The organism is Chromobacterium sp. HL1, from assembly GCF_057418835.1.
This window is the reverse complement of the sequence record NZ_CP162399.1, coordinates 2906258-2919460: the sequence shown is the minus strand read 5'-3', so window position 1 is coordinate 2919460 and position 13203 is coordinate 2906258. Positions and strand designations below refer to the sequence as shown.

General features: G+C 57.6%; 13 protein-coding genes. 7 read left to right on the top strand and 6 right to left on the bottom strand.

Features of this window, described 5'->3' with window-relative positions; translation table 11 throughout:
• Nucleotides 1-329: 329 nt before the first annotated feature.
• The 3 genes from AB1Z25_RS13035 (at nucleotide 330) to AB1Z25_RS13025 (ending at nucleotide 2873) form a co-directional block, all read left to right on the top strand.
• Nucleotides 330-1328: a DUF4062 domain-containing protein gene (locus tag AB1Z25_RS13035; RefSeq protein ID WP_486635416.1), complete on the top strand. Its 999-nt coding sequence runs from the start codon at nucleotides 330-332 to the stop codon at nucleotides 1326-1328.
• A gap of 148 nt (nucleotides 1329-1476) precedes the next feature.
• Nucleotides 1477-2040 carry a TIR domain-containing protein gene (locus tag AB1Z25_RS13030; RefSeq protein WP_486635415.1) on the top strand — a complete coding sequence of 188 codons (564 nt, stop codon included), beginning with the start codon at nucleotides 1477-1479 and terminating at the stop codon, nucleotides 2038-2040.
• On the top strand, nucleotides 2037-2873 hold the full coding sequence (locus AB1Z25_RS13025; RefSeq protein ID WP_486635414.1) for a macro domain-containing protein: 837 nt from the start codon (nucleotides 2037-2039) through the stop codon (nucleotides 2871-2873). Before AB1Z25_RS13030 ends, AB1Z25_RS13025 begins: the two co-directional genes overlap by 4 nt.
• A 312-nt stretch (nucleotides 2874-3185) precedes the next feature.
• On the opposite strand, the gene AB1Z25_RS13020 is transcribed toward AB1Z25_RS13025, so the two are convergent.
• The gene (locus AB1Z25_RS13020) at nucleotides 3186-3626 is read right to left on the bottom strand and encodes a hypothetical protein (protein ID WP_107800132.1); all 441 of its coding nucleotides are present in this window, start codon (nucleotides 3624-3626) and stop codon (nucleotides 3186-3188) included.
• Between the two features lie 550 nt (nucleotides 3627-4176).
• Here AB1Z25_RS13020 and AB1Z25_RS13015 point away from each other — a divergent pair.
• Nucleotides 4177-4851, top strand: a complete 675-nt coding sequence (locus AB1Z25_RS13015) for a M24 family metallopeptidase (RefSeq protein WP_227107776.1) — start codon at nucleotides 4177-4179, stop codon at nucleotides 4849-4851.
• Nucleotides 4852-5147: 296 nt separating this feature from the next.
• Here AB1Z25_RS13015 and AB1Z25_RS13010 read toward each other — a convergent pair whose 3' ends face one another.
• The 4 genes from AB1Z25_RS13010 to AB1Z25_RS12995 all read right to left on the bottom strand — a co-directional run bounded on the left by AB1Z25_RS13010 (nucleotide 5148) and on the right by AB1Z25_RS12995 (nucleotide 8384).
• On the bottom strand, nucleotides 5148-6293 hold the full coding sequence (locus tag AB1Z25_RS13010; RefSeq protein ID WP_486635413.1) for a branched-chain amino acid ABC transporter substrate-binding protein: 1146 nt from the start codon (nucleotides 6291-6293) through the stop codon (nucleotides 5148-5150).
• Between the two features lie 80 nt (nucleotides 6294-6373).
• Nucleotides 6374-7390 carry a proline racemase family protein gene (locus AB1Z25_RS13005; RefSeq protein ID WP_486635412.1) on the bottom strand — a complete coding sequence of 339 codons (1017 nt, stop codon included), beginning with the start codon at nucleotides 7388-7390 and terminating at the stop codon, nucleotides 6374-6376.
• Nucleotides 7391-7476: 86 nt separating this feature from the next.
• A complete protein-coding gene (locus AB1Z25_RS13000; protein WP_486637348.1) occupies nucleotides 7477-7947 on the bottom strand; it encodes a Rossmann-fold NAD(P)-binding domain-containing protein in 471 nt (156 codons plus the stop codon).
• A 47-nt stretch (nucleotides 7948-7994) separates the two neighbouring features.
• Complete coding sequence (locus AB1Z25_RS12995) at nucleotides 7995-8384, bottom strand: Rossmann-fold NAD(P)-binding domain-containing protein (RefSeq protein ID WP_486635411.1); 390 nt, start codon at nucleotides 8382-8384, stop codon at nucleotides 7995-7997.
• A gap of 176 nt (nucleotides 8385-8560) precedes the next feature.
• Between AB1Z25_RS12995 and AB1Z25_RS12990 the strand changes: the two genes are divergently transcribed.
• The gene (locus AB1Z25_RS12990) at nucleotides 8561-9340 is read left to right on the top strand and encodes a FadR/GntR family transcriptional regulator (RefSeq protein ID WP_486635410.1); all 780 of its coding nucleotides are present in this window, start codon (nucleotides 8561-8563) and stop codon (nucleotides 9338-9340) included.
• Nucleotides 9341-9481: 141 nt separating this feature from the next.
• On the opposite strand, the gene AB1Z25_RS12985 is transcribed toward AB1Z25_RS12990, so the two are convergent.
• Nucleotides 9482-10615 (bottom strand): Vgb family protein, encoded by a 1134-nt coding sequence (locus AB1Z25_RS12985; protein ID WP_486635409.1) that lies wholly within the window; start codon nucleotides 10613-10615, stop codon nucleotides 9482-9484.
• A 450-nt stretch (nucleotides 10616-11065) separates the two neighbouring features.
• Here AB1Z25_RS12985 and pflA point away from each other — a divergent pair, with 450 nt between their 5' ends.
• Together pflA and AB1Z25_RS12975 are read left to right on the top strand one after the other, a co-directional pair.
• Nucleotides 11066-11857: a pyruvate formate-lyase-activating protein gene (gene pflA, locus AB1Z25_RS12980; protein WP_235087924.1), complete on the top strand. Its 792-nt coding sequence runs from the start codon at nucleotides 11066-11068 to the stop codon at nucleotides 11855-11857.
• A gap of 92 nt (nucleotides 11858-11949) precedes the next feature.
• A complete protein-coding gene (locus AB1Z25_RS12975) occupies nucleotides 11950-13143 on the top strand; it encodes an acetate/propionate family kinase (protein WP_043594375.1) in 1194 nt (397 codons plus the stop codon).
• Nucleotides 13144-13203 lie beyond the last annotated feature (60 nt).

Below are 13203 nucleotides of genomic sequence, written 5' to 3'. Positions count from 1 at the left end.
ATGATGGGGATGGTGAAGATTGATATTGCGGGGGTTGAGGTTGCGAGGAGCACAGTTTTTACAGGAGATGGTTGTGAATAGGCGGCTCTGGACTTTTCGATTCTTGTAATTTTAGCGAGCAGAGTGTCCATGCCAATAAACGTTGTAGCTGGGTTAAGGTCTTGAGCGGTGATGGCTCTTAGGTCAATGCCTTACATGCTGGGTCCACTATTAAAATTGTATTTGCTGCTCTGAGTGAATAATAAAAAATATGCATTTTAATGCCTTGTAGACATGACTTTGGCTGCTAGTGTTTTGTAAGTGGGTAGCAGATCTTATAAGGAACTCGTATGGCGAAGCCCAGAATATTTATTAGCTCCACCTACTATGATCTCAAATCGATCCGAGCAGATCTTGAGCGCTTCATCAGAGATCATGGCTATGAACCAGTAATGCATGAGCGTGGCCATATCTCATACGGAAAAGAAGATAAGCCTGAAGAGTACGCATATCGAGAAATTGATAACTGCGACATTCTTATCTGTATAATAGGAGGCAAGTTTGGGACCGCTTCGGATAAAACCCCCTATTCTGTTACCCAAGCTGAGCTTAGGACGGCATTTGCCAAGGGTAAACAGGTGTACGTTTTCATCGAGCGGACGGTGCGGGAAGAGTATTCGTTCTACCGTGATAATAAAGCTATTGCAGGTGTAAAATTTCGCGCAGTTGACAATACAAAAGTGTATGAATTTCTAGAGGAGGTATATGCGCTTCCTCAGGGTAATCCGATTTTTTCGTTTGATACATCACAAGACATTGCGATGCTTTTGCAGGAGCAATGGGCTGGGTTGTTTCAACATTTGCTATCCGAGCAAAGTAAGAGGCCTCAAACGGAATTAATTCAAGAGCTTCAACGTAACATTCAAACTATTGGACAATTGGTCCAATACCTTACGGAGACTCGCGAAAAAGGGGATGAGGCGACGAAGGAAATTCTTTTTGCCAACCATCCCATGTTCGAGCAAGTAAAAAAATTACTGACCGTTAAGTATAGAATTTATTTTACTAACTTTAAAGAGTTTACTATCTGGCTTGATTCTGCTCGGTCTTATACTCCAGTAGAGGAAGATAGTTGGGATGATCCGGAGTTTATTGAGTTTGTTCGCTTCTATGATCTGAATGAAAAGGGAAAGCAAGAGCAGCGCCTGCTTAAAGTTAAGCGAGATATTTTTGATGGGAAAGGGGTGCTTAAGCCGTTCACTGCAGATAGATGGGAGTTGTCGTGGGTGAGACTGGAGAAATCTGTTATTTCAAAAGCGGAACCTATCGATGATGAGATTCCTTTTTGATGCGTAATTGATTGAATCTTTGTTTTTTATGAGAGAAATATTATTCAGCAAATGCAATGCTGCAAGATAGTAATGTTGTTCTGTAGTGGGTTAAAGGGTGGGTCTGTGCAGTAGTTTGCTGTGGGCATATAATTTTTTTGGAGGAAAAATGGCATATCGTAACGGAAATTACTCAGCCTTTTATGTTGCAGAGCCTTTTAGTACAAGTGCACTTGGTGCTCATGCTACAAGAGACTTTTGTTACTACAATATGTTGCGGGCATGGAAGGGGAAGGAAGTGCTTTTCCCATTTAATGATTCGCATGATAAAACATATAATGTGCGTGATAATAGCAGCTGGGAAATGACGCTAAAGCCAAGGCTTCGTGAGCGGCTTAGAAATTCAAAAAATATTATACTTTTTCTCAGTTCGAATACGGCAAACTCGAGAGCGCTGCGAGAGGAAATAGATTACGGAATAAATGATCAGGGATTGCCGGTTATTGTTGTGTATCCAGAGTATGATACCAAGCAGAGTCTTCTAGTAAATGGATCGTTGGGGCAGCCAATAAAAAGCCTTTGGGGTAAGCTACCTATATTTAGAGAGTCGATGGGCAAGGTTCCGACGCTTCACATTCCTATGAGAAAGGATGTTATTGAAATGTCTTTAAATGATGCGGATTTTATGGTGGCAACTAAGGTAGCTGCAAATTTCTATTGGTATAATACATGACAAAGGTTGGTCTATTTGATAGAAAGGTGGTTGGGATTTTTCTCAAGATTATCTCCGGAATAAGTGTGGTATTGTCTCTGTTTGTGTTGTTTTTTGAGGTGCCTACAAAATATAAGGCAGCCTGTGGTGGGGTTTTTGTTGTGCTGTTGGTGTTGGTTTACTTGGGCGTTTGGATTTGGTCTAATAAGCTTAATAAGATCAATATTGATATTGAAGGAAGCGATGTTACAATCAAGGTCGGTGATATTTTTTTAGAATCAGGATTGAAAGTTATTGCTTTTAATGAATATTTTGATACGCAGGTTGATAATAAGGTTATTGCGGAAGAGTCGTTGAATGGTGTTTTTATAAAAAGGCATCTTGGGGTGCCAGTTTTAGATCTTGATCAATATATTGAGAGCTATCCTTTTAGCGAAAGCGAAAAGCTCGGGATTGTTGCGGATAGAAAGGTTGGGAAAAGGGTTAGATATCAGATTGGAAGTGTTTGTGTCTACAATGATTTTATGTTGACTGCATTCTCAAAGTTTGATGGTGATAATAAGGCTGTACTTACAATGCCAGAGTACCTAGAGTTTCTGATAAATTTTTGGGATAGAATAAATAATGTGTACGCTCAACAGAGTGTTTCAGTTCCGATATTTGGATCGGGAATTACGCGAATTAAAGGGCATAAGAGTATTGGTGATGAGGATCTGTTGAAAATTATGCTATGGACATTTAGAATTAGTGAGATGAGATTTAAATATCCAGCAAGGCTAACGATTGTGATTCATAAGGCTAAAATTGGAAAAATTAATCTTCTTGATATAAAATCTGCTAGAGATGGAGTGTGAATGTTGTTAGATGTTGTTATTGTATGGTCGTAAGCATTGAAAGCCTCTTAATAAATGCGTTGAGTGAGGTAGCCGGTTGGCAAGCCTTGGTTGCTATTTGTTCGCTTTTCAAGTCGAATGTTAGAGTGGTCTCTACTCACTGCGAGAGCAGTTATATGTCTGCAGGGGGGGTACTATTTTGCGCTGGTCATTATTCTCATCATGAGTGACCTGATTTCTATATTTGAATGATCAGTTCTTGTTGTGTTGCGCACCTTCCCCTAAAGCCCTCTACCAAACCAAACCCCGGCCAAAGCCGGGGTTCGTTCTTCCTTACTTCTTCTCTATCTTCCGCACTGCACGGTTTTCCATATTCTTGCGTTTGATCTGCGCCTGCTGCTGGCGGTGCAGTTCGTCAACATGCTCGAACACGTCCACCTTGCGTGCGGCCAGCGTCAGCATGGCTTCCAGATAGTTGAAGAAGCCCACTCGGTAGCCGCGCTGCTCCGGCTTGCGGAAGTCGATGTCGCGGGTGATGCGCGCCAGCAGGCTTTGGCCGCAATAGCCGGGGTTGTCCTTCAGCCATTGGACGAAGTGCGCGCCGCATTCGCGGCCGTAGGCGCAGTCGGCGGCGTAGTCCGGGTGGGCGGCCGGCATCTGCCAGTAATCGGCTTGCGGCCGTCCTGGGCGTCGGGACACGAAGGGGAGCAGGGTTTCGCGCGCTTCCAGCGAGGCTTGGCGATAGCGGCGGCGAGTGGGAAAGGTTTTCGACATGGTGTTTCTCCTGCGCTGACACAAGATAAACCACCTGCCAGGTATTCAGACGGGAGTTGGCAGGCGCGAGGCAGGATTGGCATTTCCGGTAACAACCAACCGGCGAGCGCGGGGCGCTCCCCCACCACGAGCCTGCCGAATTTGGCGCAGCCATGGAGAAATACGGGCCTATGCGGTAACGCATATGTCCGTTGGTTGTTAATTGCGAGATGCCAATCCCGGTGCCGTGAATAACAGCACCCGGCGATTGTTACCGAGTGGGCCGGCAGGGTCAAGCCAGCGGGGGCGCGAGGGCAGGGGCTGGCAGGAGGATTTGTCCGTAATTTGAATGTCATGATTCTGCTGCGTTGCGGTATACTTCACTGCCCATTTCATCACTTTATTTTTTGAACCTGCTTACGTTCTCGCGAGCAAGAGCGAGACCAGGCGAAACCGGCTGAGGAAGCGGAATGTACTTGTGGTATATGAGCATTCCAAAGCGGTACTCACCGTGTCACTTCTCATGCAGCGCAGCAGATCGCAAACAGGTTCTTAAGACAGGGCATTTCTTATGACCACAGTCTCTCTCCCTCCGGAAGCGGTGGGCAGCGCTTTCTCCCTGGACAAAATGATCGTCGCCCGCGACAAAACCATGGCGGCGGTGCGGCGCATCGCCGCGCAGATCCGCCCCGGCATGACCGAACAGCAGGCCAAGGATTTGGCCAAGGCTGAGCTGGAAAGCATGGGCATGGACCGCATCTGGCACGGCATCATCATCCGCTTTGGCCGCAGCACGCTGAAAATCTTCAAGCAGCAGATCGACCCGGACAATGTGCTGCTGGACGACGATATCTTTTTCATTGACCTGGGCATTGTCTGGGACGGCCACGAGGGCGACGCCGGCGATACCTTCGTGGTCGGCGACAACGCGCGCAAGCAGGCCTGTGCCGAGGCGGCGCGCCAGCTGTGGCAGGAGGTGGCGGACAAGTGGCGGCGCGAGCGCCTGGCCGGCCCGGCCTTGTACCAGTACGCGGCGGAGCGCGCCGAGGCAATGGGCTGGCGGCTGAACCTGGACATCAAGGGCCACCGGGTATCGGACTTTCCGCACGCCATTTACAAGGCCGGCAGCCTGGGCGATTTCGCCCAATGCCCGGACACCGGTTTGTGGATTCTGGAAATCCAGATTGCCGATCCGTCCGGCGAGTTTGGCGCTTTCTATGAAGACCTGTTGGTGATCGAGGGCTGATCCGGGACGGGCGGCGGCGAGCCGCCCGCCAGCTTTGGCGCTTGGCCGGGGTTTGCGTCCGCGACGCGGGCGAATTGAGAACGGCTAACAAAACCCCGCAGAGAATCTGAGGCAAGGCGGTATCGCCGACGCGCAGCAGATTATGAATTGGTTCTTAGAACGTGTTTACGATCTCGCGAGCTAAGGCGAGACAAGGCGTTGCGGCTGAGAAAGCGGAATGTACGCGTGGTACATGAGCATTTCGAAGCTGTTTTCAACGCCGTATCGCCGACGCGCAGCAGATCGTAAACCGGTTCTTACTGCACCACCGACCGCACCTTCCAGGCATTGCCTTCCACCGCGGAGATCGTCACGGGCGCTTGCTTCAGATTGCCCTTGGTGTCGAAGCTGAAGTCGGCGCTGACGCCCTGATAGCGGGTTTGGGCCAGCAGCGGCAGGTATTTGGCCGGTTCCGGCGAGTTGGCGCGCTTCATGGCGTCGGCCACCATCATGACCGCGTCGTAGAAGTGCGGGGCGAACAGGACGACGTTTTGTTGGTAACTGGCCTGGTAGCGCGCTTGAAATGCCTTGCCTGCCGGCCGCGCTTCCAGCGGCCCGCTGGGTACGGCGGAGATGTGGCCAAGCGCATTGGCGCCGGCCAGTTTGATAAAGGTCTCGGTGCTCAGCATGTCGCCGCCCATCAAGGTGGCGCTCATGCCCAGGCGCTTCATCTGGCGCGCCATCGGCGCGGCTTGGGCGTCCGCGCCGCCGTAGAACACGATGTCCGGCTTCTGCGCTTTCAGCACGGTCAGGATGGCGCTGAAATCGGTGGCCTTGTCATGGGTGTATTCACGCTTGATCGGCGGCTTGCCCAGGCTGGTGATGGATTGGATGAATTCGTCGGCAATGCCCTGGCCGTAAGCGGTGCGATCGTCGATGACCGCGATGCGTTGCGCCTTGAGCTGCTGTACCGCATAGCGTCCCAGCGCGCCGCCCACCTGGCTGTCGCTGCCCACCAGACGGAAGGCGGTTTTGTAGCCGGCGGCGGTGTAGGCGGGGTTGGTGGAGACCGACAGCTGCGGGACGCCGGCCTTGGCGTAGATGCGGGAGGCGGGAATGGTCACGCCGGAGTTGAAGTGGCCGATCACTGCTTTGACGCCGGCATCCATCAGGCGTTGAGCAGCTTGCGTGCCGGCTCGCGGGTCCGCCTGGTCGTCTTCGGACCGCAGTTCGAACTTCACTTTTTGGCCGCCGAGGGTGATGGGCTTGGCGTTCAGCTCGTTGATCGCCAGCTTGGCTCCGTTCTCATTGTCCTTGCCGTAGTGGGATTGCGGGCCGGACAAGGGCGAGGAGAAGCCTATTTTCACCACGGTGTCGGCATGGGCGGGGCTGAGGGCGAAGAGGGTCATCGTGCCGCCAAGAGCCAATAGGACGGTCAGGCTGCGAGGATGCTGCTGTTTCATGCGTGTCTCCTTTGCGCTGCTCTGTTTTGATGGCTGGCCGCGCCATCGCCTTGCGCGGCCGGGGGCCGCCACGCAAGCGTTCAATGCAGTAGAAAGCCCCGGCCAATCAAATCGTCAGGCTCCAATGACCAACTGGCTTTGCCGCTGTAGTGGGCGCGCCCGGCCACGCGTACCGTCACCGCGTCATGGCCCGGCAGTTGGGCTTGGCGGGTCACTGTGCCGCTGAACAGCGCTCCGGTCAGGCTTTGAAATTCGCAGGTTTCCCCAGGCGCGACCAGCCCCTTGGCGTGTCGGATGGCCATGCGCGCGGTGACGCCGGAGCCGGTGGGGCTGCGGTCGACTTCGGCGTCGGCAAAGACGCAGACATTGCGGCTGCCGCCATCGGCGGCCCGCTCGCGGCCATCGGTGAGGATGCTGCCGTACAAGAAGCTCAGGTCGTCGGCAATGGGGTGGCGCACCGCGATGGCGTCGCGCACCGCCTGGGTGAGGGCGGAGGCGGCGTCCACCAGCTCGCGCAGGCGGCCATCCAGCGACACGCCCAGCTTTTCAGCGGCGACGACTGCGTAGAAGGCGCCGCCGTAGCCGATATCCACGACCACTTCGCCGATGCCCGGCACGGTGACGGGCAGGTCCAGGGCAAAGGCGAAGGCGGGCACGCTCTCGAATTGCACGGCGCCGGCCTTGCCGTTCTGGATTTCCACCAAGGCTTCCACCAGGCCGCATGGACATTCGATGCCCACCCGCGTCAGCGGCGCCACGGCGGGCACTTTGCCGCTGTCCACCGCAAAGCGGGCCAGGGCGATCACGGCATGCCCGCACATGGTGCTATAGCCTTCGTTGTGGGTGAACAGCACGGCGAGGTCCGCGTTTGGCATGGAGGGCTGCACCAGCACCGCGCCATACATATCGTAATGGCCGCGTGGTTCATGCATGAGCAGGCGGCGCACGGGGTCCAGGCGCTCGCTCATGAAACGGCGTTTGGCCAGGATGTCCGCTCCTTGAATCCTGTCGCCAAGGTTGAGCACGATGCGCACCGGCTCGCCGCCGGTGTGCATTTCCACGGTCTCGATGACAAAATCCGCAGGCAATGGATCCATGTGTTCACTCCTCCTATTTATCACCCTATTTATCACCGGGTGCGTTGGCGCACCGTTCGTTTGGCTAACTGGACGTTGCCGCCCGGCTAACCGGCCTTCCAATGCACCAGCGCGCAGCGCGCCGCCGCCAAATCCCAGGCCGCGGTGCCCACGCTCTTGAACAGCCGCGGGCGCTTGATGTCGTAGCGTCCTGCTATCGCCTCAGCCAAGGACTGCACGGTGTCCCAGTCCACGCCCGCCTGGATCAGGTCTCCGGCTTCATGCCGCGCTCCGACAGGGTCGTCAGAGAACAGCTGGCTGCCGGCGATGGCGGCCGGCCCGATTTCGGCCATGTCCGGACGAAACGCTCCCACTCCCACCAATAGCCGGTTGCTGCGGGCGTCCTCGTGGTAGATCGGCGCTTTGCTGGTGGTCAGTGTGATCACTACGCCGACATCGTCCGCTACGCGGCCGCGGCATGGCCGTAGCGCTAAGGGAAGGGGGGCGTGCCGGCGGCAGAATTCGGCGCTGTCCGCCATTTCCCTGCCATGCACATCCACGCGGATGTCCGGGAACAGGGCGGCAATGGCTTCCAGATGGCCGGAGGCCTGCTTGCCGGTGCCTATCAGCGCGATGGCGGCCTGCCGGCGTACAGGCTGTTGATCGCCAGCATGGAAATGGCGGCGGTGCGCTGAGCGGTCACCGTGGGGCCGTCAAGAATCAGCAGCGGCTGGCCGGTGAGGGCGTCGTACACGCTGACGATGCCATGGATGGTGGGGAGGCCCTGCTTGAGGTTGTCCGGGCACACGTTGACCAGTTTGTGAATGCCGATATCGCTGGCGCTGGCCGGCATGGACAGCAGCACGGCGTCGCCCCGCAAGGGCAGCACCTGTCGCTCCGGGCTGATGATTCGCCCTGCCGTGTATTCGGCGGCGGCAAGGGACAGGGCCTGACAAAGATCGGCAATCGGCAACAAGCTCTTGGTTGCGGAGGCGGGCAGTACGGGGATGGACATGGTGCTCCCTCATCGATAAGTGGCAAAATTCAGACCAAATCCGCGGTTTACCCTTGGGGTTTTTGCCGGAATCCATAAAACTGGTCTTAAAATTACCTTGTTATATCGTTAACTTGTTTTGTAAATTACCAATTTAGAGGCGGCGTCACAAGGGCTTCTGCTGCGGCGGCGGGGGCATGGTCGTAATTGTCACCAATTCACAACAAATTGGTTTTGGGGTAACCAGAATGGATGCCAGTACTCTGGAACAGAGCCACTTTCAGCCGCTTCCCATCTATGAGCAGCTTGCTGAACAGATCCGCAACGGCATTGTTGGAGGGGAGTTTCCTCCTGAGTCGCGGCTGCCCTCGGAAAGAGAGCTCGCCGCCCGTTACCGCGTGAGCCGGCCCGCCGTACGGGAGGCCATTGGCGCTTTGCAGAATCAGCAACTGGTGATGACGCGTCGTGGATCGGGCACCTATGTCTGCCCGGATGCCTTGCAACGGCTGCGGCAAGCCGTGCCCGCAAACGAGCGCGGGCAGGCGGACGACAGTCCGATATCGACGCTGGAAGTTAGGCTGATACTAGAACCGGCCATTGCCCGCATGGCGGCCAGAAAAGGCCAGCGCGATGAAAGGGCGGAGTATTACCTGGCGCAAATGAAGGGGGTCAAAAACATAGACATTCCGGCGCAGCAAGTGCTCTGGAGCGAAAGCGACCGCTTGTTCCACCGGCAACTGGCGGTGATGACAGGCGATGCGCTGATGGTGCGCATCGCGGATGAGGTGGCCAAAGCCATGGCGCAGCCTCTCTGGCAGCGCTTGCGCGATGATGGCATCTATGACGAGGAGCGTATTGGCTTGTACGTTGCGGAACATCAGCTGATTTACGAATCCATCATCATCGGCGATGAGGATGCCGCGGCCTTTTACGTCGAGCAGCATTTGCGAAGGGTAAGGCGGGATATCTCCGGCTAAGCCGCCAGCGCATGGATCCGCATGGCTGAACGGCTCCGGCCCCGCAGGCGCGCCCGTCACTGGACAGGGCTGTTTGCGGGGCCGGAGCCGTTCAGTCGTATCCTGCCGTCAAGGCTTCGCCAGACCGGGCATGGCCAGGCGCTATTCCTCCCGGTGCGCTCCCGGATAACGCACTTCTCCCTCCGGTATGCCGCAGCCCCACAGCGAATAGGGGTCGGCCATTTCATTGACGCCTTCGCCGTAACGATTCTCCGCCGGGAGCAGATGCGCCAGGCAGCAGGCGCCCAGTTCGGTGGCGTAGAGCCCGTGCACTGTGCTGAGCACGCGGTGGCTCATGCTGTGCTGCGAGGGGAAGGCGATGGTTTGTTGCGCTTCCACGCGGCTGTAGTCCGCGCTCATCTTCACTTGCACCACGCCGTTGAGGGCGTTGGCGCTGGCCATGGACGAGGCCAGCAGATACAGCCGCGGCTCCGGGCCGGCGGCGGGCGGAAAGCCCAGGTGGATGAAGCCGGCGCCGGCGGCCGGGGCGGTGGTGAGCTGGAACCAGTCGATGTCGCCGCCGGCCAGCACGCGGCCGAAGCCGCCGTTGCCGCCGGAGGCGTTGCCCAGCAGCGCGAACCACAGATTGCCGTCCGGCCCCGGCACCATGCCCACCGGGGTGTTGCCGTGTTCGGCGGGGATTTCTATGGCGGCCGGCGCGTCGCCGTTGGCCGGGATGCGGTAGAGCTGGCTGGATTGGTCCAGGGTGGCGTACACGTCGCCGCTGTCCGGGTGGAGCTGGACGAAGATGGGCCGCGGCGGGCAGGGATAGAGGGTGGCGTCCGCGGGCATGAGGCTGTTGATGCGCACGATGTGATGGCTGTCCTTGCAGGAGGTCCACAGGATGTCGCCGTCTTCCGCCACCACGTGCGGGCCGCGCGCCGGCGGCGGCAGCGGCACCCGCTTGAGGATTTTTGGCGGCGTGGTGAGGTCAGACGCTATCGGGTCTATCAGCAGCAGCTCGGACTGGAATTGCAGCGTCACCCACAGGCAGCCGGGGTAGGTTTTGGAAACGGTCAGCCCGTGCAGGCCGGAAAACGGGTTGTCGATGACGTGGGACACGGCGGCGCGCGGCTGGCCGCTGTGCGGGTCCACGCGCATTTTGACCAGGGCGCCGGACGGTTGCTGGGAGATCAGCAGCAGGTCCGCCCCGATGGCGGCCACTTCATGGGTTTGGCTGGAGGCGGGCAGCGGATATTCGATCACGCTTTTGAGGGCGAGGCGCAGTGCGTTCATGGCGGTTTACCGAAGGTGTGGAATCCCTTTGGCATAATAGGCGGCGGTCATGACGTTTGCAAAAACGGGGCTTGCCTTGATCCAGCTCAGCCGCGGTCCGGCGCTTGCGGGGCCGGGTTTATGCCCCCGGCGTGTTATGACGATGTTCGAGAACGAGCGGAAATATTGCAGTGCAAGGTAAAACTAACGACTGTTTTAACTAGAACTCCACGTAAATCAAGGGTTTGCCGGGTGGGGGGTGTGGGAGGATGTGGCGTGCGCACATCACAATGTACGCTTTTGACCTGTATCAAACACATATTTTCGTTTTAGAATATAAAATGTGTTCGTAAAATAACATTTGTGTTCGGCTCTGGCGTTTTGGGCTCGCCCCCGTTCGGAACCGCGCACTATGCTTTAAAAGGCGGCCTGTTAAGGGCCGGCCTCTGTCGGCCATAGGAGCACAAACGCATGCCAGATACCCAAACCGCCGTGGACACGGTCCCGCAAGAACACGCCATGTCTCCCGAATCCGTGGTGGGTTACCTGCACTCCACGGAGAGCGGGGCCGGGGTGGATGGGCCTGGCATGCGCTTTGTCTTCTTCACCTCGGGCTGTCAGTTCCGCTGCCTATACTGCCATAACCCGGATACCTGGAAGCTGCACAACGGCCGCCAGGCCACGGTGGAGCAGGCGATGGCGGAGCTGGAGCCGTACGCGCGCTTCTTGAAGTTCGCCGGCGGCGTGACGGTGTCCGGCGGCGAGCCGCTGATGCAGGACGCTTTCGTGGGCGCGCTGTTCCGCGAGGCCAAGCGCCGCTTCGGCCTGCACACGGCGCTGGATACCCAGGGCTTTTTGCACGAGCGGGTGAGCGACGAGTGGTTCGACGCGGTGGACCTGGTGATGCTGGACATCAAGCATTCGGACCCGGAGCGCTATCACGCGCTGACCGGCCAGCCCTTGCAGCCGACGCTGGACTTTGCCCGCCGGCTGCAACGCCTGGGCAAGAAGATGTGGGTGCGTTATGTGCTGGTGCCGGGTTTGACCGACGGCGACGAGGACATCAGCAGGCTGGCGGATTTCGTCGCCGGCCTGGGCAGTGTGGTGGAGCGGGTGGAGGTGTTGCCCTTCCATCAGTTGGGCATGGACAAGTGGCAGAAGCTGGGCATGGAATACCAGTTGGCGGATACGCCGATTCCCACGCCGGAGCAAGTCAAACGTGCCCGCGAGTTGTTTTCCTGTAAAGGCTTGAAGGTGACTTGAACGCCTTCCGGCCGGTGGTTTTTGGCTGGCAGCGTCGCCCGGAGCGGCGCTGCTTGTTTATCGAATTATCTATCATGAATCGCTGATATATTATGACGACATCTTCTGAAATTCTGGTGATCAACTGCGGCAGTTCCTCGCTGAAATTCGCGCTGCTGCCCAAGGGCTCCAGCGAGCCGCTGCTGTCCGGTCTGGCCGAGTGCCTGGGCCTGGCGGATTCGCGCATCATTTTCAAAACCGCGGAAGGCAAGAAGACGGAGTCGCTGAACGGCGGCAGCCACGCCGAGGCGATGGAAGCGCTGACCCGTTTCATGGGCGAGCATGAGTGGCTGGACAGCGTGGTCGCCATCGGCCACCGCATCGTTCACGGCGGCGAGCGCTTCCAGGCGTCCGCGCTGATCACCGACGAAGTGCTGGCCGGCATCGAAGAATGCTGCGCGCTGGCGCCGCTGCACAACCCGGGCCACCTGGTGGGCATCCGCGCCGCGCAGAAAGCCTTCCCCAAGCTGCCGCAGGTGGTGGTGTTCGACACCGCCTTCCATCAGACCATGCCCAAGCCGGCCTATATGTACGCCGTGCCGCAGCGCTTCTACAAAGAATACGGCGTGCGCCGCTACGGCATGCACGGCACCAGCCACCGCTTCATCGCCGGCGAAACCGTGGCCGAGCTGAAGCTGGACCCGGCTAATCACGGCATCCTGATCGCCCACCTGGGCAACGGCGCGTCCGCTTCCGCAGTGAAAAACGGCAAGTGCATGGACACCACCATGGGCATGACCCCGCTGGAAGGCCTGATCATGGGCACCCGTTCCGGCGATATCGACCCGGCCGCGGTGACCTTCATCGCCCGCAAGGAAGGCCTGGATCTGGACGGCATCGACAATCTGCTGAACAAGCAGAGCGGCCTGCTGGGCATTTCCGGCGTGTCCAGCGACTGTCGCGCTCTTGAAGAAGCGGCGGCGGAAGGCAATGTGGACGCGCAACTGGCGCTGGACATGTTCGCCCACCGTCTGGCCCGCCTGCTGGGCGGCCTGGCCACCTCGCTGGACCGCATCGACGCGCTGGTGTTCACCGGCGGCATCGGCGAGAACTCCAGCCTGCTGCGCGAGAAGACCCTGAACCACATGAAGGTGCTGGGCTTCGCCGTGGACGCGGCCGCCAACGAGCGCGCCGTGCGCGGCAACACCGGCGTGATCAGCCAGCCGGGCAGCACCACCGCGCTGGTGATGGCCACCAACGAAGAGTGGATGATCGCCAAGGATACCGCCGACCTGGCCGGTATCTGATAGGACTTCGCGGCGCAAGCCGCGTCCGTATCGCGCGGCCGGCGCTCCGTCGGCCGCCGC

Excerpts from the sequence above, each read along its gene's own strand:
- AB1Z25_RS13005 (WP_486635412.1), bottom strand. The coding sequence starts at position 7,390 with ATGGATCCATTGCCTGCGGATTTTGTCATCGAGACCGTGGAAATGCAC.
- pflA (WP_235087924.1), top strand. The coding sequence starts at position 11,066 with ATGCCAGATACCCAAACCGCCGTGGACACGGTCCCGCAAGAACACGCC.
- AB1Z25_RS13025 (WP_486635414.1), top strand. The coding sequence starts at position 2,037 with ATGACAAAGGTTGGTCTATTTGATAGAAAGGTGGTTGGGATTTTTCTC.
- AB1Z25_RS12995 (WP_486635411.1), bottom strand. The coding sequence starts at position 8,384 with ATGTCCATCCCCGTACTGCCCGCCTCCGCAACCAAGAGCTTGTTGCCG.
- AB1Z25_RS13015 (WP_227107776.1), top strand. The coding sequence starts at position 4,177 with ATGACCACAGTCTCTCTCCCTCCGGAAGCGGTGGGCAGCGCTTTCTCC.
- AB1Z25_RS13030 (WP_486635415.1), top strand. The coding sequence starts at position 1,477 with ATGGCATATCGTAACGGAAATTACTCAGCCTTTTATGTTGCAGAGCCT.
- AB1Z25_RS13035 (WP_486635416.1), top strand. The coding sequence starts at position 330 with ATGGCGAAGCCCAGAATATTTATTAGCTCCACCTACTATGATCTCAAA.
- AB1Z25_RS12985 (WP_486635409.1), bottom strand. The coding sequence starts at position 10,615 with ATGAACGCACTGCGCCTCGCCCTCAAAAGCGTGATCGAATATCCGCTG.
- AB1Z25_RS13010 (WP_486635413.1), bottom strand. The coding sequence starts at position 6,293 with ATGAAACAGCAGCATCCTCGCAGCCTGACCGTCCTATTGGCTCTTGGC.
- AB1Z25_RS13020 (WP_107800132.1), bottom strand. The coding sequence starts at position 3,626 with ATGTCGAAAACCTTTCCCACTCGCCGCCGCTATCGCCAAGCCTCGCTG.
- AB1Z25_RS12990 (WP_486635410.1), top strand. The coding sequence starts at position 8,561 with ATGGTCGTAATTGTCACCAATTCACAACAAATTGGTTTTGGGGTAACC.
- AB1Z25_RS12975 (WP_043594375.1), top strand. The coding sequence starts at position 11,950 with ATGACGACATCTTCTGAAATTCTGGTGATCAACTGCGGCAGTTCCTCG.